A 26098-nucleotide genomic window follows, 5' to 3' on the forward strand; every position below is an offset into this window, starting at 1 on the left:
TACCGGCGCCCGGCACAGGTCGGGCGCCTTCAATGGAGCGCGTGATGTACGTCAATCTGGCTGTGCTGAAAGAAACCCATCCGCACGAGCGACGTGTGGCTCTGGTGCCGGGCCTTTGTGAAAAATTGCGCGCACTCGGCGCCAGGCTGCATATGCAGGCAGGGGCTGGCGAGGCGAGTTTTCTCCCGGACTCGGCCTATCCGGACGTTGTGTTCCTGGGCAGCGCCGGGCAACTGGTACATGAGGCCGATGTGGTCCTGGCGGTGCAGGCGCCCTCCCTGGAAGTCATCGGCAAGCTGAAACCCGGTGCGGTGCTCCTGTGTTTCGTCTATGCACAAAAGAATCCGGCCCTGGTGCAACGTTTGCTGGAGCGACAAGTCACCTGCTTTGCCATGGAGCGCTTGCCGCGCATCACCCGGGCCCAGTCGATGGACGCGCTTTCAAGTCAGTCGGCGTTGTCCGGGTATTACGCGGTGCAACTTGGCTCGGTGCACATGTCGCGGATATTGCCCAAGGTCACCACGGCGGCCGGTATCGTCGGGCCGGCACATGTGCTGGTACTTGGCTTGGGCGTCGCCGGACTGGAGGCCATTGCTACCGCGCATCGGCTGGGCGCTGTGGTGGAAGGCTACGACGTCCGCCCGGAAACCGCGGAGCAGGCGCGATCCCTTGGGGCCAGTTTCGTCGATGTCGGCATCGATGCGCGCGGCAAGGGCGGGTATGCGCGGGAGTTGAGTGACGCGGAAAAAGCCCAGGTCGCGCAAGTCTTGACCGAACATATCCAGCAGGCTGACCTCGTTATTACCACGGCGGCGGTGCCGGGACGACCCTCTCCACGCCTGGTCAGCGCCGCGCAGTTGGCCGGGATGAAACCCGGTGCGGTGATTGTCGATCTTGGCGCCGAAGGCGGAGGCAATTGCGAAGGCTGCGTGCCCGGGCAGACCGTCATGGTCGGCGGGGTGACCTTGATGGCGCCGCTGAACTTGCCCTCGTCCTTGAGTCAGGACGCCAGCCTGCTGTACGCGAAAAATCAGTTCAACCTGCTGGCGCTGATGCTGAAGAACAATGTCATCAGCATCGATTGGGACGATGAGATCCTGGCGCAGACAGTGCTGACCCATGCCGGCCAGCTCATGCATCCAACGAGCCCCGCCGATGTCGAGCCGGACCACGTCGCCAGGGAGCAGCGTTCATGAACAGTGTCGGCTTCGTCGGTCTTTATATCTTCATGCTGGCCGCTTTCGCCGGCTGGGTCATTATCGGCCGGGTCCCGGCTATTTTGCATACCCCGTTGATGTCGGGCTCGAACTTTGTCCATGGCATTGTTGTGGTCGGTGGCCTGATCGGATTACTCGATGCGGTGACGGTCGCCGAACAAGCGGCGGGCTTTGTCGCGGTCTTGCTGGGGGCGGGGAACGCGGCAGGCGGCTACGCCGTAACCGGCCGGATGCTCGCGATGTTCCAGACCAGCGCGCCTGAGCCCAAGCGGCGCAAGGCCCATCACTCCGCGACCAGAAAACCTGAAAAGGTCTGAGGCTTGAGCATGCTGATTATGACTTCGCAATGGCTGATCGGGCTGGTGTATCTCGGCGCGGCCTTTTTATTGATCTTCGGGTTGTGGCGGATGTCCTCGCCGGTCACGGCCGCAGGCGGTATTCATGTGGCCGGCTGGGGCATGCTGGCCGCGGTGATCGTGAGTTTTCTCTACGTATTTTCCGTGAGTGAAGCGGCTCGACCGCAACTGCCGGTCAACGTCAGCCTGGCGCTCCTTGCCCTGTTGCTGGGCGGCGGGGCGGCTTGGTGGAGTGGGCGGAAGGCGGCCATGACCGCCATGCCGCAGATGGTGGCGATCTACAACGGCATGGGCGGCGGGGCGGCGGCCGCCATTGCCGCCATGGAGTTGTTCGGGCATCGGGTTTTCGATCTCTCGTCGTTGGCGGGCACCTTGTTCGGCGCCCTGATCGGCGCGATTTCCCTGTCCGGCTCGTTGATTGCCTGGGCCAAGCTGGACGGGCGCCTGAACAAGCCGTTACGCATGAAAGGGCTACAACTGATCAACGCCCTGTTGATGCTGTTGACCCTGGGGGTGGGCGCCTGGTTGATGCTGCTCATGCCAGACGTGGGCGGCGCGCCGGGCAATGCCCTCTGGTTGATCGGCGTGTTCTTCGGCTGTGCCTTGCTGTTCGGCGTGTTGATGACGCTGCCCATCGGCGGTGCCGATATGCCGGTGGTCATTTCCATCTACAACGCCTTCACCGGCCTGGCGGTCGGCCTCGAGGGCTTTGTGTTGCAGGTCCCGGCGATGATGATCGCCGGCATGCTGGTCGGTGCCGCCGGCGTGCTGCTCACACTGCTGATGGCCAAGGCGATGAATCGCTCGGTGGCCCATGTGCTCTTTGCCCGTTTTGGCGATCAGCCCACTCGCAAGGGGGCCGCCATCGCCGGCGAGCTCAAGCCGACGGCGGCGAGCGATGCCGGCGTTGCGATGCGTTACGCGAACAAGGTCATCATCGTTCCGGGCTATGGCCTGGCAGTCGCCCAGGGTCAACAAAAGCTTTATGAATTCGTGAAGTTGCTGCAGGCGCACGGCGTGCTGGTGAAGTTCGCCGTGCACCCGGTGGCGGGGCGCATGCCTGGACAAATGGACGTGTTACTGGCCGAGGCCGGGGTGCCCTACGATCTGATTTTCCAATTGGAAGACATCAACAGCGACTTTCCCGACACCGATATGGTGTTGGTGATCGGTGCCAACGATGTGGTCAACCCCGCCGCGCGCAGCGACAAGTCGTCGCCGATCTATGGCATGCCGATTCTCGATGTCGATAAGGCCCATCAGGTTTATGTGGTCAAGCGCGGGGAGGGCAAGGGCTATGCCGGTATCCAGAATCAGCTGTTTTACGGAGAAAACTGCAACATGGTTTATGGCGATGCGCAGGCTGTGCTGGTCAAGATGATCGAGGCGGTCAGGGGCTTGGCCTGAGTGATCGGTCGATATTCGTTTTCCTGTTTGCCTGGCAGCTGTCAGACGAGCAACCACCACTCTGAAGAAGGGACGTCCGATGGAAAGTAAAATGTTGGCGGCTGTTGTCGAAGCGTTTGGAAAACCATTGGTTATCCGACATCTGGACGTCCCGACAGCCGGACCGGGGATGATCCTGGTCAAGGTCGAAGCCTGCGGTGTGTGTCACACCGATTTGCATGCGGCGCGAGGAGATTGGCCACTCAAGCCGGGACTGCCTTTTACTCCCGGACATGAAGGCATCGGTACGGTGGTGGCGTTGGGCAGTGGCGTCACCGCGGTACAAATGGGCGAACGCGTGGGGGTACCGTGGCTTTATTCGGCCTGCGGTCATTGCGAGTACTGCCTCCAGGCTTGGGAAACCGTGTGCGCGCAAGCCGAGTTTGGTGGCTACACGCGCAACGGCGGATTCGCCGAGTACATCCTGGCCGATCCGGAATATGTCGCGCATATACCGGCGTCGCTGGATCCCTGTGAGGCGGCACCGATCATTTGTGCCGGGGTGACGAGCTACAAGGGCATCAAGGAAGCCGATGTCCGTCCGGGACAGTGGATGGTTATTTCCGGCATTGGCGGATTGGGCCATCTGGCGGTCCAGTACGCCAAGGCCATGGGGCTACGGGTGTGTGCCGTGGACATCGACGAGCGCAAATTGGCCCATGCCACCGAACTGGGCGCTGACGCCGTGGTGAATGCCAAGGGCGACGATGCGGTGGCCGCGGTGATTGCCGCCACCGACGGCGGCGCCCACGGGGTGCTGATCACCGCGCCGTCGCTCGGGGCGTTCAAACAGGGGGTGGCGATGACCCGCAAGTTGGGCACCTGCGTCCTGGTCGGCCTGCCGCCTGGCGACTTTCCCATGGATCTGTTCGGGGTGGTCGCCAATTGCATCACGGTACGCGGTTCGTTCGTGGGTAACCGCCAGGACATGGCCGAGGCCCTGGCATTTGCCGCCCAAGGCAAAGTCAAGGCGGATATCGAACGCTTGCCGTTGTCGGCCATCAACCAGGTATTCGAGCGACTGGAAAAGGGCGATGTGGCCGCCAGAGTGGTGATCGATTTCACTCTGGATTGATCGGGCTGGCGTTGTTGCCGTCGAGCATCGCGATCAACCAACTGGGGCAATGGCGGTGGCAGCAGTGTTGACCGGGGCGAAGAGGCCCTTGAAGTCACCGAGTCATCACGCCCCCTTGCGTTTGACCAACCGCATCACCACTACAAAGAACACCGGCACGAACAGCACCGCCAGCGTCGCTGTGATCATCCCGCCGATCACCCCGGTACCGATGGCCTGCTGGCTCGCTGAACTGGCACCCGTAGCTATCGCCAGCGGCACTACCCCGAGGATAAACGCCAGGGACGTCATGATGATCGGGCGCAGGCGCAGGCGCGCGGCCTGCACCGTCGCGTCCAGCAGATCATGGCCCTCGTCGTACAGGCTCTTGGCGAACTCGATGATCAAAATCGCGTTCTTCGCCGACAGGCCGATGATGGTGATCAGGCCGACCTTGAAGAACACATCGTTGGGCATCCCGCGCAAGGTCACCGCCAGCACCGCGCCAAGCACCCCGAGCGGCACCACCAGCAGCACCGAGGTCGGGATCGACCAGCTTTCATACAGCGCCGCGAGACAGAGGAACACCACCAGCAGCGACAGCCCCAGCAGCGTCGTTGCCTGGGAACCGGACAAACGCTCCTGCAAGGACAAACCGGTCCATTCCAGGCCAAGTCCCGTCGGCAATTGCGTCACCAGCCGCTCCATCTCCGCCATCGCCTGCCCGGTGCTGTGCCCGACCTTGGGCTCGCCGGAAATGGCAATCGCCGGGTAGCCGTTGTAGCGGGTCAGTTGCGCCGGGCCCTGGGTCCAACGGGCCTGGACAAAGGCCGACAAGGGCACCATTTTCCCGCTGCTGTTGCGCACATTGATCTTCAACAGGTCGGCCACCTGGCTGCGCTGGTCGCCTTCGGCCTGGATCACCACCCGTTGCATGCGCCCCTGGTTCGGGAAGTCGTTGACGTAGGTCGAGCCCAGCGCGGTGGAGAGCAGGGCACCGATATCGGCAAAGGACACTCCCAGTGCATTGGCCTGCTGACGGTCGACTTCCAACTGCACCTGCGGTGCTTCGGCCAGGGCGCTTTCGCGGACGTTGGCCAGCACCGGGCTCTTCTCCGCCGCTTCCAGCAATTGGCCGCGGGCTTTCATCAGCGCCTCATGACCGATGCCGCCACGGTCCTGCAAGCGGAACTCGAAGCCGCTGGAGGTACCGAGGCCGTCCACTGGCGGCGGCAGGATGGCGTAGGCCACGGCGTCCTTGATCTCGCCCAGGGCCAGGTTGGCGCGGTCGGCAATGGCCTGCGCCGAGTCCTTGGCGCCGCGTGCCGACCAGTCCTTGAGAGTGGTGAAGGCCAGCGCGGCGTTCTGCCCGCTGCCGGAGAAGCTGAAGCCGAGAATCATGGTGGTGTCGCCGACTCCCGGTTCCGTGGCGTTGTGGGTTTCGATCTGTTCCACCACCTTGATCGTACGGTTCTGGCTCGCCCCCGGCGGCAACTGGATATCGGTAATGGTGTAGCCCTGGTCTTCCACTGGCAGGAACGAGGCGGGCAGGCGCATGAAGCACAGCGCCAGCAGCCCCAGCAACAGGCCATAGACCAGCAGGTAGCGGCCGCTGCGTTTCAGCGCATAGACCACCCAGCCTTCATATTTATTGCTCAGTTGCTCGAAACGCCGGTTGAACGCGCCGAAGAAACCGCCCTTGGCGTGATGTTCGCCCGGGGCAATCGGCTTGAGCAGGGTGGCGCACAACGCCGGGGTCAGGGTCAGGGCGAGGAACGCCGAGAACAGGATCGAGGTGGCCATGGATAACGAGAACTGCTGGTAGATCACCCCTACCGAGCCCTGCATGAAGGCCATGGGAATGAACACCGCCACCAGGACCAGTGTGATACCGATGATGGCGCCACTGATCTGGCCCATGGCCTTGCGGGTGGCGTCCCGTGGCGACAACCCCTCGTGGGCCATGATCCGTTCGACGTTCTCCACCACCACGATGGCGTCATCCACCAGGATGCCGATGGCCAGGACCATGCCGAACATGGTCAGCACATTGATCGAGAACCCCAGGGCGAGCATGGTGGCGAAGGTGCCCATCAGTGCCACGGGGACCACCAGGGTCGGGATCAGGGTATAGCGGATGTTCTGCAGGAACAGGAACATCACCGCGAACACCAGCAACATGGCTTCGCCCAGGGTGTAGATCACCTTGGTGATCGAGACCTTGACGAAGGGCGAGGTGTCGTAGGGGATCTTGTATTCGACCCCGGCCGGGAAGTAGCGCGACAACTCGTCGAGTTTGGCGCGCACCAGGGTGGCGGTGTGCAGGGCGTTGGCGCCGGGGCTCAACTGGACGCTGAAGGCGGTGGACGGCTTGCCGTTCAGGCGGGTGCCGTACTGGTAGTCCTGGCTGCCGATTTCCACCCGGGCGACGTCGCCGATGCGCACGCTGGAGCCGTCCGGATTGGCCCGCAGGACGATATCGGCGAATTCCTTCGGCGTGCTCAACTGGCCCTTGACCAGTACCGCGGCGTTGATTTCCTGGGTCGGACGCGCCGGCAGATCGCCGATGCTGCCCGCCGAGACCTGGGCGTTCTGCCCGGCCACGGCGGCGCTGACGTCCGCCGGGGTCAGGTTGAAGCCCACCAGCTTGCGCGGGTCGATCCAGATCCGCATGGCCCGTTCGGCGCCATACAACTGGGCCTTGCCGACCCCGTCGAGGCGCTTGATCTCGTTCATCACGTTGCGCGCCAGATAGTCGCTGAGGGCGCTTTCGTCGTATTTGCCGTCACTGGAGGTGAGGGTGGCGAGCAGCAGGAAGCCGGCGGAAACCTTTTCCACCTGCAAGCCTTGCTGGGTCACTGCGGCGGGCAGGCGCGGCTCCACCGCTTTCAGGCGGTTCTGCACATCGACCTGGGCCATTTCCGGGTTGGTGCCGGGTTGGAAGGTCGCGGTGATGGTGGCGCTGCCCAGACTGCTCTGGGATTCGAAATACAGTAGGTGATCGGCACCGTTGAGCTCCTGCTCGATCAGGCTGACCACGCCTTGATCCACGGTCTGCGCCGAGGCGCCGGGGTAAATGGCGTAGATTTCCACCTTCGGCGGCGCGACGTTGGGGTACTGCGCCACCGGTAACTGCGGGATGGCCAGGGCGCCGGCCAGCAGGATGAACAAGGCGACCACCCAGGCGAACACCGGCCGGTCGATAAAGAAATGCGGCATGCTCACTGTCCTTTGGACTGGGCGAGGGGGAGAGGGCTGTCGTCAACCTGCACCTTTTCGCCGGGACGGGCGTGTTGCAGGCCCTCGACGACGATGCGCTCACCAGGCTTGAGGCCGTCGGTGACGATCCAGCGATCGTTCTGCACCGCGCCCAACTGTACCGGCTGCTGGCTTATCCGCTGTTCGGCGTCCACCAGCAGCACCTGGGCGATCCCGGCGCTGTCGCGTTGGATGGCCCGTTGCGGCACGGTGATCGCTTCGCGGTTGACCGCCTGCTCGACGCGCACCCGGACGAAGCTGCCGGGCAGCAGGTCGAGGTCCGGGTTGGGGAATTCGCTGCGCAGGATCACCTGGCCGGTGCCGGGGTCGACGCTGATATCGGTGAACAGCAACTTGCCCGGCAGCGGGTAGGCACTGCCGTCGTCCTGGATCAGCGTGGCCTTGGCCTGGTTCTGTCCGACCTGCTGCAACTGCCCGGCGCGCAGGGCGCGGCGCAGGTCATTCAGCTCGCGGGTCGACTGGGCCAGGTCGGCGTGGATCGGGTTCAACTGCTGGATCAGCGCCAGGGCGGTGGTTTCGTTCTGCCCGACCAGGGCGCCTTCGGTCACCAGCGCGCGGCCGATACGTCCGGAAATCGGCGCGGTGACGGTGGCGTAGCCGAGGTTGAGGCGGGCCCGCTGCACAGCGGCTTTATTCGCGGCGACATCGGCGGCACTCTGGCGCGCGGCGGCTTCGGCGTTGTCGTAGTCCTGGCGGCTGACCGCATGGCTGTCCACCAGGTCGCGGTAGCGCTGGTGCTGCAGGCGGGTCTGGAAGGCATTGGCCTCGGCCTTCTGCAGGCTGGCGACCGCGCTGTCGAGGTCGGCCTTGAACGGTGCCGGGTCGATGCGGAACAACACATCGCCCTGTTTCACGTCGCTGCCTTCACGAAACACCTGCTGCAGCACCACGCCAGCTACCCGCGCGCGGACTTCGGCGCTGCGCGGTGCGGCGATGCGTCCGCTCAGCTCGCTGTTGATCGACAGGCTCTGGCTCTTGAGGATCTCGACCCGAACCTTGGGCGGGGGCGGTGTGTCCGGGGCTTTCGCGGATTTGTCACAGGCGCTCAGGGTCAGCGCCAGGGCCGACAGGCAGAGCGGGGCAAACAGCTTCTTCAACATAACAGAGTCCCAATAATGGCCCCCGCATGCTAAGGGCCGTGGTCAAGCGGTGCTGTGAAGCTGTGTAGGGCGTTGGTGAAAAAGTGTGAAGCTTCTGCTCGCAGGTGCACGCAGGCGTATATCCTTCACGGTTTTCCGCTTCGTAAATTTACCTATGCCTAACATTCTGCTGGTCGAAGACGACAGCGCCCTCAGTGAATTGATCGCCAGTTACCTGGAGCGCAACGGCTACCAGGTCAATGTGCTGGCCCGTGGCGACCAGGTGCGCGAGCGGGCCAAACAGAACCCGCCGGACCTGGTGATCCTCGATCTGATGCTGCCCGGTCTCGATGGCTTGCAGGTGTGCCGCCTGCTGCGCGCCGATTCGGCGACGCTGCCGATCCTGATGCTCACTGCCCGCGATGACAGTCACGATCAGGTGCTGGGCCTGGAGATGGGCGCCGACGACTATGTAACCAAACCCTGCGAACCCCGTGTACTGCTGGCCCGGGTGCGGACCCTGCTGCGGCGCAGCAGCCTGGCCGATCCGCAGGTGGCCAGTGACCGGATCCTGATGGGCAACCTGTGCATCGACCTCTCGGAACGCACAGTGACCTGGCGCGAGCAGGCGGTGGAACTCTCCAGCGGCGAGTACAACCTGCTGGTGGTGCTGGCCCGGCATGCCGGCGAAGTGCTCAGTCGCGACCAGATCCTGCAGCGCCTGCGTGGCATCGAGTTCAACGGCACCGACCGCTCGGTGGATGTGGCGATTTCCAAGCTGCGCCGCAAGTTCGACGACCATGCCGGCGAGGCGCGCAAGATCAAGACCGTCTGGGGCAAGGGTTACCTGTTCAGCCGCTCCGAATGGGAGTACTGAAACCATGCTGAAGATCCTGGTGCGGCTGTACCTGATCACCATCGTGACCTTCAGCGCGGCGATCTATCTGGTGCCTGAGCTGGTGATCGGGGTCTTCCACGAGCGCTTCATGCGTTACAACATGGACCAGTCACGGGGCTTGCAGAGCTTGCTGGTCGAGCAGTTTCGCCAGGTTCCGGAAGAGCGCTGGCAGGCCATGGCCACGCAACTGGACCAGCGTTTCGCGCCCTTGCAGGTCGCTCTGGTCCGCGTCGACGACATGACCTTCAGCGCGCCCGAGCAACGGCGCCTGCGCGCTGGCGAGGATGTGATCCGCCTGGGCGACTGGGGCACCCGGACCCTGGCGGTCTCGCCGCTGAATGGACAATGGGCGGTCTCGCTGGAGGTGCCACCCGATCCGCTGGACGTGAACCTGTTGTACTGGAGCATGAACGTACTGATCGGTGCCGCACTGCTGGCCTGTCTACTATTCTGGCTGCGCCCGCACTGGCGCGACCTGGAACGCCTCAAGCAAACGGCCCGGCGCCTCGGCCAGGGACAACTGAGCGAACGCACGAATATTCCGCCACGCTCCAATATCGGCGAACTGGCGGCGGTGTTCGATACCATGGCCGACGACATCGAATGCCTGCTCAACCAGCAACGTGACCTGCTCAACGCGGTGTCCCATGAACTGCGCACGCCCTTGACTCGACTCGACTTCGGCCTGGCCCTGGCCTTGTCCGAGGACCTGCCGCCGGCCTCCCGCGACCGTCTGCAAGGATTGGTCGCGCATATCCGCGAGCTGGACGAGCTGGTGTTGGAGTTGTTGTCCTATAGCCGTTTGCAGAACCCGGCCCGGTTGCCGGAACGGGTCATGGTCTCGCTGGACGAGTTCGTCGACAGCATCCTCGGCAGTTTCGATGAAGAGCTGGAGGCTCCGGACACCGTGCTGGATGTATTGATGCACGGTTCGCTGGATCGCTTTGTGCTGGACCCGCGCCTGACCGCACGGGCGGTACAGAACCTCTTGCGCAACGCCATGCGTTATTGCGAGCGCCGGATCCAGATTGGCGTCAGGGTCAATCCGGAAGGCTGTGAGTTGTGGGTCGATGACGATGGCATCGGCATTCCCGAGCCGGATCGGGAGCGGATCTTCGAGCCGTTCTATCGCCTGGACCGCAGTCGCGATCGCGCCACCGGCGGTTTTGGCCTGGGTTTGGCCATCAGCCGGCGGGCGCTGGAAGCCCAGGGTGGCACCCTGACCGCCGAGCCGTCGCCGCTGGGTGGCGCGCGTTTCCGCTTGTGGCTGCCGACCGTGGCCTGCTAGAGAGGCTTCGGTGCGCTGTTGACGCGGCGCCTCCCCGCGGCGATCAGCGTCGCTGCGCCAGCACCCGCTTCACCCCTTCCAGCACCAACACCGCCACCGCCAGCCAGATCGGCAGGTAGGTCAGCCATTCTCCCGGGCCGATGCTTTCCCCCAGCAACAGCGCGACGATCACCAGCAGCACCGGCTCGACATAACCGAGCAAACCGAACAGCCCGAAGGCCAGCATCTTGCTTGCCAGCAGGTAACAGATCAGCGCCGCGGCACTGATCAGTCCGAGCAACGGAATCAGCCCGTACAGCGCCGGCCGCTGGTTGACCACGGCAAAGCCCTGTTCGCCGTGTTGCACAAACCACCAGGCCACCGGCAGCAGCAAGGCCATGTCGAGCCACAGGCCGCCGAGGTTGTCGGTGCCGTTGCGGCGACGCAGCACGAAGTAGATCGGATAACCGATGGCCACCAGCAAGGTGGTCCAGGAAAAGCTGCCGACCCGATACAACTCGTTGAGCGCGCCACAGAGGGCGAGCAGGGCGGCAAGGGTCTGCAGTCGCGACAGACGTTCGCCATAGACGATGCGTCCGGTGAGGACCATGGTCAGCGGCAAGAGGAAGTAACCCAGGGACACATCCAGGCTGTGGCCGTTCAGCGGTGCCCAGAGGAACACCCACAACTGCAGGCCGAGCATCGCCGATGAGACCAGCAACTTGAGCAGCAACAGTGGCTGCTGGCGTATTCGTACAAAGATCGCGGGGACCAGCCTCCAGTCTCCGGACACCAGCATGAACACGGTCATGCAGGGCACGGTCAGGAGCATTCGCCAACCGAAGATATCTTCGCCGTTGAGGGGCGCGAGCAGAGACGTGTAGAAATACATGATGGCGAACAGGCAGGACGCCAACACCGAGAAAACGATACCTCTGGACACAACAGCCTCACGAAACGCTGGGTTCGATTTTTTCCGGGAGGATAGCACCCCGCTTGAACAACAAGGCCTTCAATCCGCTTTCCGCGTCGATATCGGGAAACTCGGGGGGATTGTCCAGCCGACGTTCGAACAGCATGCCGGGGGCCTCGCGGGTCACGCCCTCGATCAGGAAGTCCGACCCCACGGCCGGATCGTTCATGCAGGCCAGTACCTCACCCTCGGCACTGAGCAATTCCGGCAGGCGGCGCAGGACCCGCTGGTAATCCTTGCTCAACAGGAAACTGCCTTTCTGGAAGGACGGCGGGTCGATGATCACCAGGTCGAAAGGACCGCTGCCGATGACCTTGCCCCAGGACTTGAACAGGTCGTGGCCGAGAAAGCCGACCTTGCCCAGGTCATGCCCGTTCAGCCGATGATTGTCACGCCCACGGCTCAGGGCCGCGCGGGACATATCCAGGTTGAGCACATGGGCGGCACCACCGGCAATCGCCGCCACGGAAAAGCCGCAGGTGTAGGCGAACAGGTTCAATACCCGCTTGCCCCGGGCGTTGGCCCGCACCCAGTCACGGCCGTAGCGCATATCGAGAAACAGTCCGTTGTTCTGTTTTTTTCCCAGGTCGACCTGATAGCGCAGGCCGCCTTCGGTGATCACCCACTCCTCGATGGCCTGGCCGACCAGCCATTCGGCGGGACTGAGGGGCAAGTAACGATGGTGCAGCAGCAAGGTCCGGGCGCCGCTGGCCAGCCAGGCGGGTGACTGGCTGATTTCCATCAGCAGGTCCTTGAGGGCTTGCAGTTGCCCGGGCTCCGGCTCCTTGAACAGGGACACCAGCAGTACGCCTTGCAGCCAGTCGACGGTCAGTTGCTCCAGCCCCGGCCAGCAGCGGCCCCGGCCGTGGAACAGGCGCCGGGTTTCCGTGGGGGCGCTGGCCAGGGCCGTGAGCAGGTGAGTGTGGAGGAGGGACAGGGCGTCGGGGTTCATCTGGTGGGGCCGGCAAGGAAAAGGGCCGGCATTCTAACCCTATCCGTTCACTCCGCTGTGGGTTGTACCGCCACGCATTTGATTTCCACCAGCAGCCCCGGGTGGGCCAACTCTGTCACGCCGACGCAGGTCCAGGCGCACAGGCCCTTGGGGAACAGCCGGTTCTTGATCTCGCGGAACACCGCCATGTGTTGGGACATGTGCACATGGTAGGTGGTCATCTCGACCACGTCATTGAACGTGCAACCGCCGGCTGCCAGCACCTGGCGCAGATTTTCCCAGGCTGCCGCGAACTGTTGGGCGGGATCCTCGATGACTTCCAGCTGCGCCGTGCGACCCACCTGACCGGCACAGTAGAGCGTGGCGCCGACCTTCACGGCAGGTGCATAACCCGCGCGTTCGGCAATCAGGGCCATGGACTCGGGAATAATGATTTCACGGTCGGTCATTGCGTGCTCCGCCACCTGTAGAGAAGAGCGGCCGAGGTTAGCAGTATCGTTGCGCGGGTGGGCGGCGCAGCGACACTCTGCCGCACTGCCCGCAGGCGCTAGTGCTGGGCTCCCGCGCGCTTGAGCAGGCGCCTGCAGCGTTCGGACAAGTGAAACACATGCAACTGCTTGCCGGCCTTCTCGTAGCGCTCGCGCAAGGTCTTCAAGGCGGCAATGGCCGAGTAGTCGACGAAGTTCAGATGACGGCAGTCGAGGGTCACCTGGGCGGGATCGTTGGCCGGATCGAACTGATTGAGAAAGGGCGCCGTCGAGGCAAAGAACAGGGTACCGTGCAGGCGATACAGCTTGCTGCCGTCGGCCTCCACATGGCTGTCGGCGTACAGCTCGCGGGCCTGCTGCCAGGCGAAGTTGAGCGCGGCGATGATAATTCCGCAGAGCACGGCGGTGGCGAGGTCGGTGAACACGGTAATACCGGTCACTGCGACGATCACCAGCACGTCATTCAACGGCACCTTGTTCAGTACGCGCAACGAGGCCCAGGCGAAGGTCTGCTGCGCGACCACGAACATGACCCCGACCAGTGCCGCCAACGGGATGTGTTCTATAAAGGGTGAGAGGAACAAGATGAACAGCAGGATCATCACCCCGGCAACCACCCCGGACAGCCGACCGCGGCCGCCGGAACTGAGATTGATCACGGTCTGGCCGATCATGGCGCAGCCGCCCATGCCGCCGAACAGGCCGGAAACCATATTGGCCACGCCCAGTGCCGCGCATTCGCGGTCCGGGTAGCCGCGGCTTTCAGTGATTTCGTCGGTCAGGCTGAGGGTCAGCAGGGTTTCCAGCAGGCCGACCATGGCCATCAGGAACGCGTAAGGGCCGACGATCCGCAGGGTTTCCAGGTTCCATGGTAATTGCGGCCAGGCCAGCACCGGCAGGCCGCCGGCAATATGCGCCATATCACCGAGGGTGCGGGTCGGCAGGTCGAGCAGGTACACCGCCAGGCCTACGCCGAGGATCGCCACCAGTGCCGGCGGCACGTTGCGGGTCACGCACGGTAGCAGGTAGACGATGGCCATGGTCAGCAGCACCAGTCCGCTCATCAGGTAAAGCGGCGTGCCGCTCAGCCAGGTTTCGCCGTTCTTGAAGTGTTCCAGCTGGGCCAGGGCAATAATGATTGCCAGGCCGTTGACGAAACCCAGCATCACCGGATGCGGCACCATGCGCACCAGCTTGCCCAGGCGCAGCAGGCCGAAGGTGAGCATTATCAGCCCGCCCAAGAGCACGCTGGCGAGCAGGTACTGCACCCCGTGTTGCACCACAAGGGCGACGATCACCACCGCCATGGACCCGGCGGCACCGGAGATCATGCCCGGGCGGCCGCCCAGCAAGGCGGTCAGGGTGCAGATGATAAAGGCGCCGTACAGGCCCATCAGTGGATTGAGGTGGGCGACCAGGGCGAAGGCGATGCATTCGGGGAGCAAGGCAAAGGCGGTGGTCAGTCCGGCCAGGGCGTCGGCGCGCAGGCGTTGGGGGTTCATGGTGTACCTGAAAAGCAAGCCGGCAGGGCCGGCGGCGAAAAGAAGGGGGCGGATGGTACGCAATTGAATGCGTGGCGGCCAGTCAGCGCAGCTCGGCGAGGCCGGCCTGGATCAACTCGGACAGTTGCCGCACCGCCGCTGTCGGCGTCGCCACGGCCTGGTGCAGCACATAGCCGAGCATGGGCAGCGCGGGCAGGCTGTCGATCACCGCGAGCTCCGGGGGCAATCCGATACGGGTGCGTAAAGTGACGCCGAGCCCCGCCGAGACGGCGGCCCAGATGCCACTGACACTCGGGCTGGTGAGGGCCACGCGCCAGGGGATGCGCGCACGGTCCAGGGCATTGGTTGCCGCGCTGCGCAAGATGCACGGTGCGTCGAACACCACCAGGGGCAGCGGCAGATTGTCGGTTGGAGAGGGTGTCGGCAACTCGCGTGAGCCGATCCAGTACATCTGCGTTTCACCGAGGCGTGTGGCGTGTGGTGTGCTTGCAGCGGTTTCCCAGGCCAGCGCCAGATCCAGGCGGCCATTCTCGATCATCGCCAGCAGCTCGGCATTGCGGGCGATGCTGACCTCAAGGCTCACCAACGGGTGGAACCTGGAAAAACGTCGCAGCACGTCGCTGAGCAGGTGCTCGGCGAAATCGTCCTGCAAACCGATGCGCACCCTGCCTTCGATGTGGGCGCCTCGCAAGCTGCTGAAAATTTCGTCGTTCAGTTCCAGCAGGCGTCGGGCCTGACTGAGCAGGGATTCGCCCGCCGCCGACAGGATCAAACCGCGCCCCGACTTCACCAGCACGGCGCTGCCGACCTGGCTTTCGAGCTTCTTCAGTTGAGCGCTGACCGCCGAGGTCGAACGGCCAAGACGCTCGGCGGCCTTGGCAAAGCTACCGAGCTCGACACCGGCGACAAAGGTGCGCAGTACATCAAGGTCGAAAGTGGGGTGGCGCATGGTGGATCATCCACTTATTCGGGATTGTGGGTTCGATCTAATCTGATATTCGGAACTATCGTGGCTGGTTAACCTCCCGCCGTCAAATCAACGGTTTTGTTGGAGGTTACATGCCTTTCGCCCGTATTTCCCTGCATCGGGGCAAGTCCCCCGAGTACCTTCGGCAGTTGTCCGAAGAATTGCATGAGGCTCTGGTGGAGACCTTCGAGGTGCCGGCTAGCGATCGCTTTCAGGTGATCCATCAGCACGAGGTGGGTGAGCTGATCTTCGATCGCGACTACCTGGGCGGGCCGCGCAGCGAGGACTTTGTGCTGATTGCGATTACGGCCGGTCGCATCCGGGATACCGAGACCAAACAGCGCTTTTATCGGCGGCTGGTGGAGCGGCTGAGCGTGGCGCCGGGGATTGATCCGGAGGATGTGATGGTGGTGATCACCACCACCCAGGCGCAGGAGTGGTCCTTTGCCGGGGGGCGGGGCAACTGACGCGGCGACCGGCGCCAACCCCACCTTGTGGGAGCCAGGCCGCTAAAAGCTTCGCGGGCAAGCACCGCTCCCACAGGCATTCACTCGACTGTTATGGAACAATTGCTCCCGGCTGTTCCTGATGCTGGGCGCGCAGTCACGTTAAGGTGGGGGTCTTCCTTGGCGAGTGGATTGAACATGATCGACCTTTCTACCCTGGCGGTGTTCGCTGCCGCCGTGATGATGTTGTTGGTGATTCCCGGGCCGAACATGGCCTTTGTCACGACCCATGCCGTGGCCCACGGCTGGAAAGGTGGGGTGGCGGCAGCGTTGGGGATCAGCCTGGCGGACCTGCTGATGACCGTCGCGGTCAGTGCCGGGATCGGCGGATTGGTGATGAGCTGGGCTCCGGCATTCGAACTGATCCGCTGGGCTGGGGCGGCGTATCTGCTGTGGCTGGCCTGGATGGCGTTAAAGATCCCGGCGCCGGCGGCGGAAGGTCAGATGCCCCTGGCGTCAATGCGTTCGATTTTTGTCCGAGCCACGTTGAACAGCCTGCTCAATCCCAAGGCCTTGCTGTTTTTCATGGTCTTCCTGCCCCAGTTTGTCAGCCTCGAACGCGGCAGCATCACTCTGCAGTTGGTTGTCCTGGGAGTCCTGCTGGCGGTGATTGCCCTGGTGTTTCACGGCTTGTTGGCGGTCTGTGCCAGCCTGGTGCACGGCAAGTTGCCGGCTGGCGGTCTGTCCCGGCGCTTCGGTAGCTATGGTTTTGCCGCTGTCATGGTGGGGCTGGCGGCGCGGCTGGTGCTGCTCAACCGCCCGACCTAGGCAAGACCGGTTATCATGCCGGGCCCTTTGCTGCCGATTGCCGAGGGTGCGCCTCAACCCTTGGAGCCTGATGTTCGATGTCCATGATCACCTTGTTTGAAACCCCGCCCCCGGAGTCGATCCACAGCCAGATCCAGCAGATGGTCGTCGATTACGTCACCGACGTGAGCCATGTGGCCATCGCACCGAGCAATCCTCTCTACCCGCTGTATCAGTACGGCGTCGGTTATGAGGTGCATCTCTATATGCAGGCGATGGATGGCTCCAAGGGCCTGGCCGTCGAATTGGTCGTGGCAACCGATGCGCGGGACCCCGAGAAGGTCGTGGGCTTCCTGCTGTATCTGCCGGTCAAGGACGATCCACAGGCCTGCTCGGTGGCCTATATGGCGGTGCGCGAAGGCTATCGGCGCCAGGGCGTGGCGCGGGAGATGCTGGACCGGATGCTGGAGCGTTATCCCCAAGCGGAGCTGGCCTGCGTCGTCGGCAAGGTACCGGTGTTCGAGGCCCTGGGTTTCCAGGTGCTGGCCGCGCGCGGACCGCAGGTATTGATGAATACCCGTGACCACGGCACGGACGGGCTGGTCGCGGTGCTGGATATCGCACCGATCTATCGTTCGCTGGAGGTGCGCCAGATTCATGCCTATCTGCTGCAACAGCATGGCAAGCGCGCGATGGTCGATGCGGAGAAGCAACGTGACCGCCAGCTCGACCAGATGACCCGCAACGCCAGGGTTTTTGTCCTGGAGCGGCTGGGCGAGGCTGGGTGATCGCCGTCAAGACGACGGGATCCGGACTCCGCCACAATACCCAACGTAGATCCTGGCTTGTGTGGGAGCGGAGCCTGCCCGCGAAGCTTCTGGCGGCTTCAAGGGCCCCATCGCCAGCAAGCCGGCTCCTACAGGAGAGGTGTCCGGTCAGTTACGGGGTGCCGAACATCGCGGTCCAGTAGATCCCCGAATCGCTCTTCGGGTCCACCACATAGGCGGCGCCCAGCTCGCGGAACTGTGGATTCATCAGGTTGGCGCAGTGGCCGGGACTGGCCAGCCAGCCGTCCACCACCTTGCGCACGGTGTCTTGCCCGGCAGCGATGTTCTCGCCGATCAGCCGGCCGTTGTAGCCTGCCAGCTCCGCCCGATCCCCCGGCATGCGCCCGTCGCGGTCCTTGTGATCGAAGAAATTGTTGTTGGCCATATTCCGGCTATGGCCTTCAGCGGCGCTCGCCAGCACGGCGTTCCAGGCCAGGGGTGTTGTCGCGGCAAATACCTGGCCGCCACATTGGTGCGCTTGCTTACGGGCGCTGTTGATCTGTTCGAGCAGTTTCTGGCCTTCGGCCTGCCAGTCACCCAGGCGCGCGCTCAGCAGCGGTCGCGCCAGGACGATGCGCCATTCGCGCTCCTCGCGGTTGACGCCGATATCGACGAACTGCGGGTTCAGCACCACCTGGCAGAAACTTTCCTGCACTGCTTTCATTGCCGCCGCCGCATCACGCGGCCCGGACAGACTGATGGCCTGCACGGTGACCATCGGATAGGCCTTGGCGGCGAGCGTCTGCTGCAGGTCACCCGGGCTGTTGATGGGCAACACCAGGCGAGGGTCGGCGACCAGGGGCGGCAACTCCAGCGACACCTGGCTCGCGCAACGCTGCGCCTGGCTGCGGTAGTGGTTGATCGAGTCGATCAGTTGCGCCTGATCGTCAGCGGCGGCGTTGGCCGCGAACAGCGGGCCCAGCGCCAATGTGGCCAGGCCGAAAAGCGATGATATGAAACGCATGGACATCTCCCTGGGGCGGACTGTGCCCATGATGCCGGATTTCCCACGGCAGGAGCACTTGAACGTCGGTCGGCTTATCCTACAATTCTGGTAGGTTTTTCTGTGTAAAGGCGAAGCGTTTTCATCAACACATGTAGCTGAGGTATTATGTCGCAGCATGGAAGTGTCTAGCGTGCCTATCCGAGGTGACCGGACGTCGAAGGAATCGCGAAAAAGCCTCACGGGCTTGGTTGAATGAGCCGACTGATCGTGCGCATCGACCGAGGCCGGACAAAGGCAAACAAAATGAGTGTCACCCAACGTAGCTGAAGCCAATGACTAATAAAAAGTCAGCGCAGGAGGGACATGAACGTGAGGCCGGTGCTTGTCATGGGCCTTGTATGTCTACCTATCCTAGGTATTACCGAATGTTGAAAAAACTGAACACAGCGCTGCTGGGGCTGGCGGTGTCGATGGGCGCGATGTCCGTGCACGCAGCCGAGACAAAGAAAGTCGATGTGCTGCTCATCGGCGGCGGCATCATGAGTTCGACCCTGGGGATCTGGCTCAATGAGCTGCAGCCGGACTGGTCGATGGAAATGGTCGAGCGCCTCGATGGTGTCGCCGAAGAAAGCTCAAACGGCTGGAACAATGCCGGTACCGGTCACTCCGCCCTGGCCGAGTCGAACTACACACCGTACGACAAGAACGGCAAGATCGATATCTCCAAGGCGATCGAGATCAACGAGTCGTTCCAGATCACCCGTCAGTTCCTGTCCTGGCAGGTTCGCCAGGGCGTGCTGAAGAACCCGCACTCGTTCATCAACTCGACGCCGCACATGAGCTTCATGTGGGGTGACGACAACGTCAAGTTCCTCAAGGATCGCTACGCGGCGCTGCAGACCAGCCCGCTGTTCAGCGGCATGCAGTACAGCGAAGATCAGGAGCAGATCAGGAAGTGGGTCCCGCTGATGATGGAAGGACGTGATCCGAAGCAGAAGATCGCGGCCACCTGGACCCCTATCGGCACCGACGTGAACTTCGGCGAGATCACCCGCCAGTACGTTGCCCACCTGCAAGCCCAGCCGAACTTCAAGTTGCAGCTGTCCAGCGAAGTGCAGGACATCAAGCGCAATGACGACGGCACCTGGCGCGTCAGCTACAAGAACCTGAAGGACGGCAGCGAAACCGCGGCCGACGCCAAGTTCGTCTTCATCGGTGCCGGTGGCGGTGCGCTGCACCTGCTGCAGAAGTCCGGTATCCCTGAAGCCAACGACTACGCGGCGTTCCCGGTCGGCGGTTCGTTCCTGGTCACCGATAACCAGGACATCGCCCTCAAGCATATGGCCAAGGCCTACGGTATTGCTTCGACCGGCGCGCCACCCATGTCGGTTCCGCACCTGGACACCCGTGTGCTGGACGGCAAGCGCGTGATCCTGTTCGGGCCATTCGCGACCTTCTCCACCAAGTTCCTGAAGAACGGTTCGTACTTCGACCTGCTGACCAGCACCACCACCCACAACGTCTGGCCGATGACCCGCGTCGGAATCGAGCAGTACCCGCTGGTGGAGTACCTGGCCGGCCAGTTGATGATGTCGGATGACGACCGCTTCAACGCCCTGAAGGAATACTTCCCCGAGGCGAAGAAAGAAGACTGGCGCCTGTGGCAAGCCGGTCAGCGCGTGCAGATCATCAAGCGTGACGATGAGAAGGGTGGGGTGCTGAAGCTCGGCACCGAGGTTGTGACCTCCAAGGACAACAGCATCGCCGGCCTGCTGGGCGCATCGCCAGGTGCTTCGACCGCCGCGCCGATCATGCTGACCATTCTGGAACGGGTCTTCAAGGACCAGGTCGCGACGCCTGCCTGGCAGGAAAAGATGCACCAGATCGTGCCAAGCTACGGCACCAAGCTCAACAGCAGCCCGGCAGCGGTCCAGAAGGAATGGGACTACACCGCTGAAATCCTGCAACTGACCAAGCCTCCGGTGATCGGCCAGACCGCCGTCGCGCCAGCCGCACCGGCTGCGACTGACAAGCCGAAGGCTGACAGTCCAGCGGCTGACATGGCGCTGTAAGGACCTGGCCGCGCTTCGGCGCGCCGTGATCCGCAGAACACCCACTGCCCGCTCTTGCGACCGGCCAGTGGGTTTTTTTATGCCCGGGCCAAAGATAACTCCTGGGCGCCGGTCCTCGACACCGGCTCGCCGTCACTGGCCGCCCCGAATACCTGCTCCCTTCGGAGGTGCCGCGGGAAGGACCCGCGCGGGTTCAGCTCGGGTGCTATCGAGCAGGTGGCCGGGGCGGAGCCCATTTCGTATTGGGCTCCGCGGGCAAGCATCCCCATGAACTGGTGCTGGGCAACTACTCGGTGCATAGTAATGCGGAGGCACTGGCTCAGGGCGAGGCCGAGATCCTGCGAATTGCTCGCCGTCCGCACGAAGCAGATTGTCTGTAACCCTGTAGCAGCGGCTTGCCGGCGATGAAGCCAGTGAGTTACCGCCATCATTGCTGGCAAGCCGGCTCCCACAGGGGCCTGTGCGCTCTGTCAGACGTTGGTCGCATTTCTCTGGATATTATCCGGTGCCCGCGTAATGATTGGAGGCAAAAGGCCATCTTTGTTGGCCGACTGGACGATTCGGATGGACGACAACGGGTACTGATGAAAAAACTCACGACAGTTGAGCAGATGTTGTTGCGCGATCGCGAAGAAGAGGAGCGGTTGGCCGTCCTGCATGCCTTCGACCTGATGGATGTTGCCCGCGAGGAGTGTTTCGCGCGGATCTGCCGTTTGGTCGCCTCGCGCTTTCAGGCACCGGTGGCGATCGTCAGCCTGATCGACCAGGACCGGCAATGGTTCCTGGCGAGCACGGGGTTTTCCGGGCAGGAAGCGCCTGGATTGGAACTCTCGTTCGGCGCCCACACGATCCGTCAACGTGGCGTGCTCGTGGTGGATAATGCCCATCTGGACCCGCGGTTTGCGGATTTCCCGCAGGTCCAGGGGGAAGCCGGCCTGCGGTTCTATGCCGGTGCGCCCCTGCGCACGGAGGGTGGCTACGCCATCGGTAGCGTCTGCATCCAGGATACGGTGTCACACACGCTGACGCCGGCCGACCACGCCGCCCTTGAAGATTTCGCCGCGCTGATCATGCAGTTGATCGAGCGCCAGCACCTGCTCAAGCGCGTGGATGCCGTCAGCGGCTTGCCCAATCGCACGCAGTTTCTCTCCGACCTGCAGGGCTTGCTCCAGGCCGGCGATGCGCGCAAGCGCGTGCTGGTGACGGTCGATGCCCTGGACACCGATTGGGCGCACCGTTTGACCGTAGCGGAGGGCATGGTGCCCTTCGAAGCGGTCCTGCGGGATATGGCCTCGCGGATCCAGGCATTTATCGGCACGGGGATCAAGATCTATCACGTGATGGTCAAGGGGTTTGCCTTCACGATGCAGATGGATGCCGAAGAGGCGCGCGGCTTTTTGCCCCGTCTGGTGGATTGGCTGCGGCGCGCGCCCATCAGCGAGAATCTGCCGATGGTGCCCACGGTTTGCGCGGGGTTGCTGGAGTTCGAGAACGACTCGGAAACGGCCCGGGAATTACTGCGCAAGGGCCTGTTCGCGCTGGAGACCGCGCGGCAGAAGGGCCTGCCCTATGCCTATTACAACCCGCACGACGATGCGGTCTTTCGGCGCCTGTTCAGCCTGCTGCCGGACATTACACCGGCCTTGAAGTCCGATGATGTATTCCTGGTCTATCAGCCGCGCTTCTTGTTGAGCGACGGTGCCCATGTCAGTGCCGAGGCGCTGATTCGCTGGAATCATCGCCAGCATGGCTTTATCTCGCCGGCGGAGTTCATTCCGATTGTCGAGAAAAGTTCGTTGATCCATTCGGTGACGGATTGGGTGATCGAGCGGGTGGTGACGCTGATCGCCAGCACCGGCTATGCCCGGGACAAGAAAATCTCGCTCAACCTGTCATCCCGGGATTTCTATGGGCGCAATGTCGCGGATGTGATTGCCTTGCGCTGTGCCGCCCATGGGGTCGACCCGACGATGATCGAGGTGGAAATCACCGAGGGCGAGTGGCTGCGTTCCAGCGCCGGGGTGATCGAACAGCTTCAGCAACTGAGAAACATGGGCGTCGACGTGGCCATCGACGACTTCGGTACCGGCTACAGCAACTTCTCCTACCTGCACAAGATCCCGGCCAATATCCTCAAGCTCGACCAGTCGATGATCTTCGACCTCGAGCACAGCGCCCAGCATCAGCGGGTGGCCAAGTCGATCATCGGCGTGGCCCGGGACCTGGGCTATCGCACGGTGGCCGAGGGGGTGGAAAGCTTCGGCTGCCTGGAAATACTCAAGCACTTCGGCTGTGACGAAGCGCAAGGCTACTTTCTTTCCAGGCCGATCGAAGAGCGGCTCTATTTCCAGCAGGCGGCTTTGGATCGTTTCCCGCTGAAGACGGGCTGAGGCCCTTTGCTGGCGCCGGCTTGCCGGCGATAGCGGTGCATCAGGCACACCGCCTGTCGTGCATCGCCGGCCCACGGGGATCGCCTTGATCCGAGGTCAGAGGGCGCGTGGCACGCGCCCGGAGACAAAGTGGCTGACATCGTTGAAGCCCGGGGTGGACGCATGCCCCGGGGTCACCAGGGAGTCGACGAAGGCTTCGTCCTCGGCGCTGATCTTCACCGTCAGGGCCTTGGTGTAGCTGTCCCATTGTTCTTCGGTGCGCGGGCCGACAATCGCCGAACTGACCGCCGTATTGTTCAGCACCCAGGCAATCGCGAATTCCACCAGGCCGACTCCCCGTTGCCGGGTGTACGCCTGCAATTGCTGGGCGATGCGCAATGACTCCACCCGCCATTCGGTCTCGAGGATGCGCTTGTCCTGGCGTCCGGCCCGGCTGTTGGCATCCGGTGCGACATCCGGGGCGTATTTGCCGCTGAGCACGCCACGGGCCAACGGGCTGTAGGGCACCACGCCGAGGCCATAGGCGGCAGCGGCGGTGATCTGCTCGGTCTCGGCCTGGCGGTTGACGATGTTGTACAGCGGCTGGCTGATCACCGGTTTGTCCACCCCCAGGCGCTCGGCCACGCGGATCACTTCGGCTATGCGCCAGCCGCGATAGTTGGACAGGCCCCAATGGCGGATCTTGCCCTGGCGCAGCAGGTCGCCGATGGCCGAGATCGTGACTTCCAGCGGGGTGCTGTGGTCTTCGCGGTGCAGGTAGTAGATGTCCAGGTAATCGGTGCCCAGGCGCCCAAGGCTGGCCTCGATGGCATTGAACAGGTGTTTGCGGTTCAGGCCGCTGCGGTTCGGCTTGCCGTCCACCGGGCCGAAGCCGGCCTTGGTCGCGAGGATCCATTCATGCCGATGGCGGGCAATCGCTTCGCCGACGATTTCCTCGGAGCGCCCGCCAGTATAGACGTCCGCGGTGTCGATAAAGTTGATGCCCTGGTCCCAGGCTTTGTCGATGATGCGCAGGGAGGTTTCGGTATCGGTCTGCTCACCGAACATCATGCTGCCCAATGTCAGTGTGCTGACTTGCAGTCCGGAATGGCCGAGGGTGCGATAGCTCATGAACAACATCCTTTTGCACGAAAGAGAAGGTGCTCATCAAATACCAGAACGTCGTCGTTGAGCAATCCCTCAATCGGCTCGCGGATTTCCGACAGCCTTGCCAGGGAAACCGACGCAATGTCTTCATGTGTTCCGGTGCTGGCCAGGGAGATGGTGCAATAGCGGCAATGCTTTGACCGTTCGTCGGAACTGTCAATTATGACAGGTTGTTACGACGGCTCCGGCTAGAGTCATATATAGCCAAGAGACCTGCTTGTCCGGCGGGTACGGTTGTAAAGGCCATCAGGACATAATCCCGTTCAGTATGGAGAGACATGATGCTTAATTCGAAACGTCTTAAGGCGCTGGCCATGGCGATCGTTGTTGCCCAGGCGGGTGTGGTCCCGATGGTGATGGCGCAGGCGCAGGTGGCGCCTGTGACGCAGACCCAGAAGGTCACTTCCGAGAAGGCCGACATGCAGCTGGCGGCGAAGAAAAAACACCACAAGAAACACAAGAAAGCCAAGAGCGCCGCGATTCAAAGCGTGAGCGCGAACGCCACCGCCTGATTTTATTTATTGGGGGGCGACGAGCCCGAGGGCGACAGCGATGTCGACCCTCGGGCTTTTTATTGCCGTCGTTTCACTTCGCCCGCAGGGTGCGGGTCATGCGCAGGGCCAGCAGACTGCCGGCAACGATCACCGCGGCCAGTACATACAGGGCGGCGTCGGTGGAGCCGCTGGCATCCTTGACCCAACCCACCAGGTACGGGCTGAGGAAACCGGCCATCTGGCCCATGGAGTTGATCAGCGCCAGGCCACCGGCGGCCGCGCCGGCACTGAGCAGGGCGGTGGGCACCGGCCAGAACATCGGCAGGCCGGTGAGGGCGCCCATGGTGGCAATCGTCAGGCCGAGAATCGCGATGGCCGGCGAGGTGGCGAAATTCACCGCGATCAACAGGCCGATCGCGCCCATCAGCATCGGCACCACCAGGTGCCAGCGGCGTTCCTTGCGCAGGTCGGCGGAGCGGCCCACCAGCAGCATGAACAGCGCCGCCAGCAGGTAGGGAATCGCACTGAGCCAGCCAATCACCAGGTTGTCGCTGAAGCCGAGATTCTTGATGATCGACGGTAGCCAGAAGTTGATGGCGTAGACGCCACTCTGGATGCAGAAGTAGATCAGGCCAAAGGCCCAGATGGCCGGATTCTTGAACACTTCACCCAGCGAGTCGCTGACCGCCTTGGGTTTGTTGGCGGCATCGACGGCCTGGTCGGCTTCCAGTACCGCGCGCTCCTCGGCGGTCAGCCATTTGGCGTTGGCAAATTTGTCCGCCAGCAGGAAGAACGCGGCAATGCCCAGGGCGATGGTCGGGATGCCCTGCAACAGGAACATCCACTGCCAGCCGGCCAGGCCGCCCTGGCCGGCGGCAAAGTGATTGAGGATCCAGCCGGAGAACGGGCTGCCGAGCAGGCCCGAGACCGGGATCGCCGACATGAACAGGGCCATGATCCGTCCGCGCCGGAAGCTCGGGAACCACTGCGAGAGGTACAGCACCACGCCAGGGAAGAAGCCGGCTTCGGCGGCCCCGGTGAACAGGCGCAGGGTGTAGAACTGGGTCGGTGTACTGACGAACAGCAGGCAGGTGGACAACACTCCCCAGGTGATCATCATCAGGGCGATCCAGCGTCGTGGGCCGAAGCGGCTCAGCGCCAGGTTGCTCGGCACGCCGCAGAGCACGTAGCCGATAAAGAATATCCCGGCGCCGAGGCCGTAGATGGTTTCGCTGAATTTCAAGGCGTCGAGCATCTGCAGCTTGGCAAATCCAACATTGACCCGGTCGAGGTAGTTGAACAGGTAGCAGATGAAGATGAAGGGGATCAGGCGCAGGGTGATGCGCTTGTATACGGCGTTTTTCAAGTCAGCGGTGGCCTGGGATAACGCGGCGCTCTGTGACATGGCGGTCTCTCTTTATTATGATTTTTTGCGAGGCAAGGGTAACTTGATCGCCCTGTGAGTCTCGGTCACCCCAGCCTTGCTGTCTTT

22 protein-coding genes and 1 pseudogene are annotated in these 26098 nt (G+C 63.0%); 13 read left to right on the top strand and 10 right to left on the bottom strand.

The genetic code is table 11. From position 1 onward, the window contains the following. The first annotated feature begins 44 nt into the window (after positions 1-44). The 4 genes from M5B96_RS05820 (at position 45) to adhP (ending at position 4094) form a co-directional block, all read left to right on the top strand. On the top strand, positions 45-1196 hold the full coding sequence (locus M5B96_RS05820; RefSeq protein ID WP_248795732.1) for an NAD(P) transhydrogenase subunit alpha: 1152 nt from the start codon (positions 45-47) through the stop codon (positions 1194-1196). Beyond that, positions 1193-1534, top strand: coding sequence for an NAD(P) transhydrogenase subunit alpha (locus M5B96_RS05825; RefSeq protein ID WP_248795734.1), 342 nt, complete (start codon positions 1193-1195; stop codon positions 1532-1534). Before M5B96_RS05820 ends, M5B96_RS05825 begins: the two co-directional genes overlap by 4 nt. 9 nt (positions 1535-1543) lie before the next feature. Further along, positions 1544-2980, top strand: coding sequence for an NAD(P)(+) transhydrogenase (Re/Si-specific) subunit beta (locus M5B96_RS05830; protein ID WP_248795892.1), 1437 nt, complete (start codon positions 1544-1546; stop codon positions 2978-2980). Positions 2981-3059: 79 nt separating this feature from the next. Further along, on the top strand, positions 3060-4094 hold the full coding sequence (gene adhP / locus M5B96_RS05835) for an alcohol dehydrogenase AdhP (protein ID WP_248795736.1): 1035 nt from the start codon (positions 3060-3062) through the stop codon (positions 4092-4094). Positions 4095-4199: 105 nt separating this feature from the next. On the opposite strand, the gene M5B96_RS05840 is transcribed toward adhP, so the two are convergent. Continuing rightward, a complete protein-coding gene (locus M5B96_RS05840; protein ID WP_248795738.1) occupies positions 4200-7292 on the bottom strand; it encodes an efflux RND transporter permease subunit in 3093 nt (1030 codons plus the stop codon). Between the two features lie 2 nt (positions 7293-7294). Then, positions 7295-8452 carry an efflux RND transporter periplasmic adaptor subunit gene (locus M5B96_RS05845; protein ID WP_248795740.1) on the bottom strand — a complete coding sequence of 386 codons (1158 nt, stop codon included), beginning with the start codon at positions 8450-8452 and terminating at the stop codon, positions 7295-7297. Positions 8453-8606: 154 nt separating this feature from the next. On the opposite strand from M5B96_RS05845, the gene M5B96_RS05850 reads away from it, so the two are divergent. Both M5B96_RS05850 and M5B96_RS05855 read left to right on the top strand, forming a co-directional pair. Continuing rightward, complete coding sequence (locus tag M5B96_RS05850) at positions 8607-9308, top strand: response regulator transcription factor (protein WP_248795743.1); 702 nt, start codon at positions 8607-8609, stop codon at positions 9306-9308. Positions 9309-9312: 4 nt separating this feature from the next. Continuing rightward, positions 9313-10617: an ATP-binding protein gene (locus M5B96_RS05855; RefSeq protein ID WP_248795745.1), complete on the top strand. Its 1305-nt coding sequence runs from the start codon at positions 9313-9315 to the stop codon at positions 10615-10617. A gap of 43 nt (positions 10618-10660) precedes the next feature. On the opposite strand, the gene rarD is transcribed toward M5B96_RS05855, so the two are convergent. The 5 genes from rarD to M5B96_RS05880 form a co-directional block, all read right to left on the bottom strand. Further along, on the bottom strand, positions 10661-11539 hold the full coding sequence (gene rarD / locus M5B96_RS05860; RefSeq protein WP_248795748.1) for an EamA family transporter RarD: 879 nt from the start codon (positions 11537-11539) through the stop codon (positions 10661-10663). 7 nt (positions 11540-11546) lie between these two features. Beyond that, positions 11547-12521 carry a class I SAM-dependent methyltransferase gene (locus M5B96_RS05865; RefSeq protein WP_248795750.1) on the bottom strand — a complete coding sequence of 325 codons (975 nt, stop codon included), beginning with the start codon at positions 12519-12521 and terminating at the stop codon, positions 11547-11549. A 47-nt stretch (positions 12522-12568) separates the two neighbouring features. After that, positions 12569-12970, bottom strand: a complete 402-nt coding sequence (locus M5B96_RS05870) for a RidA family protein (RefSeq protein WP_248795752.1) — start codon at positions 12968-12970, stop codon at positions 12569-12571. A 98-nt stretch (positions 12971-13068) separates the two neighbouring features. Next, positions 13069-14511 (bottom strand): SulP family inorganic anion transporter, encoded by a 1443-nt coding sequence (locus M5B96_RS05875; RefSeq protein WP_248795753.1) that lies wholly within the window; start codon positions 14509-14511, stop codon positions 13069-13071. Between the two features lie 82 nt (positions 14512-14593). Beyond that, positions 14594-15460 carry a LysR substrate-binding domain-containing protein gene (locus M5B96_RS05880; RefSeq protein ID WP_248795754.1) on the bottom strand — a complete coding sequence of 289 codons (867 nt, stop codon included), beginning with the start codon at positions 15458-15460 and terminating at the stop codon, positions 14594-14596. 110 nt (positions 15461-15570) lie between these two features. Here M5B96_RS05880 and M5B96_RS05885 point away from each other — a divergent pair, with 110 nt between their 5' ends. The 3 genes from M5B96_RS05885 to M5B96_RS05895 all read left to right on the top strand — a co-directional run bounded on the left by M5B96_RS05885 (position 15571) and on the right by M5B96_RS05895 (position 17519). After that, complete coding sequence (locus M5B96_RS05885; protein ID WP_248795755.1) at positions 15571-15945, top strand: tautomerase family protein; 375 nt, start codon at positions 15571-15573, stop codon at positions 15943-15945. A gap of 177 nt (positions 15946-16122) precedes the next feature. Next, positions 16123-16752 carry a LysE family translocator gene (locus M5B96_RS05890; protein ID WP_248795756.1) on the top strand — a complete coding sequence of 210 codons (630 nt, stop codon included), beginning with the start codon at positions 16123-16125 and terminating at the stop codon, positions 16750-16752. 77 nt (positions 16753-16829) lie between these two features. Beyond that, positions 16830-17519, top strand: coding sequence for a GNAT family N-acetyltransferase (locus M5B96_RS05895; protein ID WP_248795757.1), 690 nt, complete (start codon positions 16830-16832; stop codon positions 17517-17519). Positions 17520-17670: 151 nt separating this feature from the next. Here the strand turns inward: M5B96_RS05895 and M5B96_RS05900 are convergent, their stop codons facing one another. Then, entirely contained in the window at positions 17671-18522 is an 852-nt protein-coding gene (locus M5B96_RS05900; protein WP_248795759.1) for a CAP domain-containing protein, read from the bottom strand. Between the two features lie 407 nt (positions 18523-18929). Between M5B96_RS05900 and mqo the strand changes: the two genes are divergently transcribed. From mqo to M5B96_RS05910, 3 genes and pseudogenes are all read left to right on the top strand, one after another. Then, the gene (gene mqo, locus M5B96_RS05905; protein ID WP_248795761.1) at positions 18930-20576 is read left to right on the top strand and encodes a malate dehydrogenase (quinone); all 1647 of its coding nucleotides are present in this window, start codon (positions 18930-18932) and stop codon (positions 20574-20576) included. A gap of 149 nt (positions 20577-20725) precedes the next feature. Continuing rightward, a pseudogene (locus M5B96_RS32680) lies at positions 20726-20956 on the top strand (hypothetical protein); the annotation flags it as partial. A gap of 204 nt (positions 20957-21160) precedes the next feature. Beyond that, positions 21161-22966: a sensor domain-containing phosphodiesterase gene (locus M5B96_RS05910; RefSeq protein ID WP_248795763.1), complete on the top strand. Its 1806-nt coding sequence runs from the start codon at positions 21161-21163 to the stop codon at positions 22964-22966. 96 nt (positions 22967-23062) lie between these two features. Here the strand turns inward: M5B96_RS05910 and M5B96_RS05915 are convergent, their stop codons facing one another. Beyond that, positions 23063-24076, bottom strand: coding sequence for an aldo/keto reductase (locus M5B96_RS05915; protein WP_248795765.1), 1014 nt, complete (start codon positions 24074-24076; stop codon positions 23063-23065). A 350-nt stretch (positions 24077-24426) separates the two neighbouring features. Between M5B96_RS05915 and M5B96_RS05920 the strand changes: the two genes are divergently transcribed. Beyond that, positions 24427-24624 (top strand): hypothetical protein, encoded by a 198-nt coding sequence (locus M5B96_RS05920; protein WP_248795767.1) that lies wholly within the window; start codon positions 24427-24429, stop codon positions 24622-24624. Between the two features lie 73 nt (positions 24625-24697). Here M5B96_RS05920 and M5B96_RS05925 read toward each other — a convergent pair whose 3' ends face one another. Continuing rightward, positions 24698-26011 (bottom strand): MFS transporter, encoded by a 1314-nt coding sequence (locus M5B96_RS05925; RefSeq protein ID WP_248795769.1) that lies wholly within the window; start codon positions 26009-26011, stop codon positions 24698-24700. Positions 26012-26098 lie beyond the last annotated feature (87 nt).

This window comes from Pseudomonas sp. MWU13-2105, assembly GCF_023242315.1.
Classification (GTDB): domain Bacteria; phylum Pseudomonadota; class Gammaproteobacteria; order Pseudomonadales; family Pseudomonadaceae; genus Aquipseudomonas.

What these genes read in the sequence shown, in the direction of transcription:
- M5B96_RS05900 (WP_248795759.1), bottom strand. Translation starts at nt 18,522, where the DNA reads ATGCGTTTCATATCATCGCTTTTCGGCCTGGCCACATTGGCGCTGGGC.
- M5B96_RS05855 (WP_248795745.1), top strand. Translation starts at nt 9,313, where the DNA reads ATGCTGAAGATCCTGGTGCGGCTGTACCTGATCACCATCGTGACCTTC.
- M5B96_RS05895 (WP_248795757.1), top strand. Translation starts at nt 16,830, where the DNA reads ATGTCCATGATCACCTTGTTTGAAACCCCGCCCCCGGAGTCGATCCAC.
- mqo (WP_248795761.1), top strand. Translation starts at nt 18,930, where the DNA reads ATGTTGAAAAAACTGAACACAGCGCTGCTGGGGCTGGCGGTGTCGATG.
- M5B96_RS05865 (WP_248795750.1), bottom strand. Translation starts at nt 12,521, where the DNA reads ATGAACCCCGACGCCCTGTCCCTCCTCCACACTCACCTGCTCACGGCC.
- M5B96_RS05845 (WP_248795740.1), bottom strand. Translation starts at nt 8,452, where the DNA reads ATGTTGAAGAAGCTGTTTGCCCCGCTCTGCCTGTCGGCCCTGGCGCTG.
- M5B96_RS05830 (WP_248795892.1), top strand. Translation starts at nt 1,544, where the DNA reads ATGCTGATTATGACTTCGCAATGGCTGATCGGGCTGGTGTATCTCGGC.
- M5B96_RS05825 (WP_248795734.1), top strand. Translation starts at nt 1,193, where the DNA reads ATGAACAGTGTCGGCTTCGTCGGTCTTTATATCTTCATGCTGGCCGCT.
- adhP (WP_248795736.1), top strand. Translation starts at nt 3,060, where the DNA reads ATGGAAAGTAAAATGTTGGCGGCTGTTGTCGAAGCGTTTGGAAAACCA.
- M5B96_RS05925 (WP_248795769.1), bottom strand. Translation starts at nt 26,011, where the DNA reads ATGTCACAGAGCGCCGCGTTATCCCAGGCCACCGCTGACTTGAAAAAC.
- M5B96_RS05915 (WP_248795765.1), bottom strand. Translation starts at nt 24,076, where the DNA reads ATGAGCTATCGCACCCTCGGCCATTCCGGACTGCAAGTCAGCACACTG.
- M5B96_RS05910 (WP_248795763.1), top strand. Translation starts at nt 21,161, where the DNA reads ATGAAAAAACTCACGACAGTTGAGCAGATGTTGTTGCGCGATCGCGAA.
- M5B96_RS05890 (WP_248795756.1), top strand. Translation starts at nt 16,123, where the DNA reads ATGATCGACCTTTCTACCCTGGCGGTGTTCGCTGCCGCCGTGATGATG.
- M5B96_RS05880 (WP_248795754.1), bottom strand. Translation starts at nt 15,460, where the DNA reads ATGCGCCACCCCACTTTCGACCTTGATGTACTGCGCACCTTTGTCGCC.
- M5B96_RS05875 (WP_248795753.1), bottom strand. Translation starts at nt 14,511, where the DNA reads ATGAACCCCCAACGCCTGCGCGCCGACGCCCTGGCCGGACTGACCACC.
- M5B96_RS05870 (WP_248795752.1), bottom strand. Translation starts at nt 12,970, where the DNA reads ATGACCGACCGTGAAATCATTATTCCCGAGTCCATGGCCCTGATTGCC.
- M5B96_RS05920 (WP_248795767.1), top strand. Translation starts at nt 24,427, where the DNA reads ATGGCGATCGTTGTTGCCCAGGCGGGTGTGGTCCCGATGGTGATGGCG.
- M5B96_RS05840 (WP_248795738.1), bottom strand. Translation starts at nt 7,292, where the DNA reads ATGCCGCATTTCTTTATCGACCGGCCGGTGTTCGCCTGGGTGGTCGCC.
- M5B96_RS05885 (WP_248795755.1), top strand. Translation starts at nt 15,571, where the DNA reads ATGCCTTTCGCCCGTATTTCCCTGCATCGGGGCAAGTCCCCCGAGTAC.
- M5B96_RS05820 (WP_248795732.1), top strand. Translation starts at nt 45, where the DNA reads ATGTACGTCAATCTGGCTGTGCTGAAAGAAACCCATCCGCACGAGCGA.
- M5B96_RS05850 (WP_248795743.1), top strand. Translation starts at nt 8,607, where the DNA reads ATGCCTAACATTCTGCTGGTCGAAGACGACAGCGCCCTCAGTGAATTG.